Source organism: Streptococcus infantis (assembly GCF_047460405.1).
GTDB classification, from domain to species: Bacteria; Bacillota; Bacilli; order Lactobacillales; family Streptococcaceae; genus Streptococcus; species Streptococcus infantis_Q.
On the sequence record NZ_JASHGH010000053.1, the window covers coordinates 1 to 675 of the forward strand.

Sequence of the window (675 nt, forward strand, 5' to 3'; positions counted from 1 at the left end):
AAGTTAGACAATTAATTTATTCAAAGGATTTAGTTCTGTATTGCACAGGACTGAGTCCTTTTAGTTTTACCTTAATTCGTTTGTTGTTGTAATAATCAATATAGTTTACAATAGCTTGTTCCAATTGATTAAGTGATTTAAACGTCTTCTCGTAACCATAAAACATTTCCGCTTTCAAAATGCCAAAGAAAGATTCCATCATGCCGTTGTCTGGGCTGTTACCTTTACGTGACATAGATGGCTGAATTCCCTTACTCTCTAAAAACCTGTGATAAAAATTGTGTTGATATTGCCATCCTTGATCACTATGGAGAATAGTATTTGTGTAATGTTCCTCACTGAAGGCCTGGTTTAACATAGCTTTCACTTGTTCTAAGTTTGGTGAAGTTGAAAGATTATAGGCGATAATTTCGCTGTTGAAACCATCTAAAACTGGTGATAAGTAAAGCTTTTGAGTACTTGCTGGAATGGCAAATTCTGTCACATCTGTGTAGCACTTTTCCATTGGTTTAGCTGCTTCAAATTGGCGTTGAATAAGGTTATCTGCTTTCTTGCCAACGTCTCCTTTATGAGAAGAATATTTTCGTTTCTGTCGCATTTTAGCTTGTAAATTGAGTACTTTCATCAAGCGTTGAACTCTTTTATGATTTACCAGATAACCACGATTTCTTAGTT

Annotated in this window: 1 protein-coding gene; it reads right to left on the reverse strand. The window is 35.0% G+C overall.

Translation table 11 applies throughout. The annotated features are described in order from the left end of the window. Window positions 1-16: 16 nt before the first annotated feature. Window positions 17-675, reverse strand: a 659-nt coding sequence (locus QM928_RS09985) for an IS3 family transposase (RefSeq protein WP_414295155.1), incomplete at its 5' end; no start/stop codon positions are given.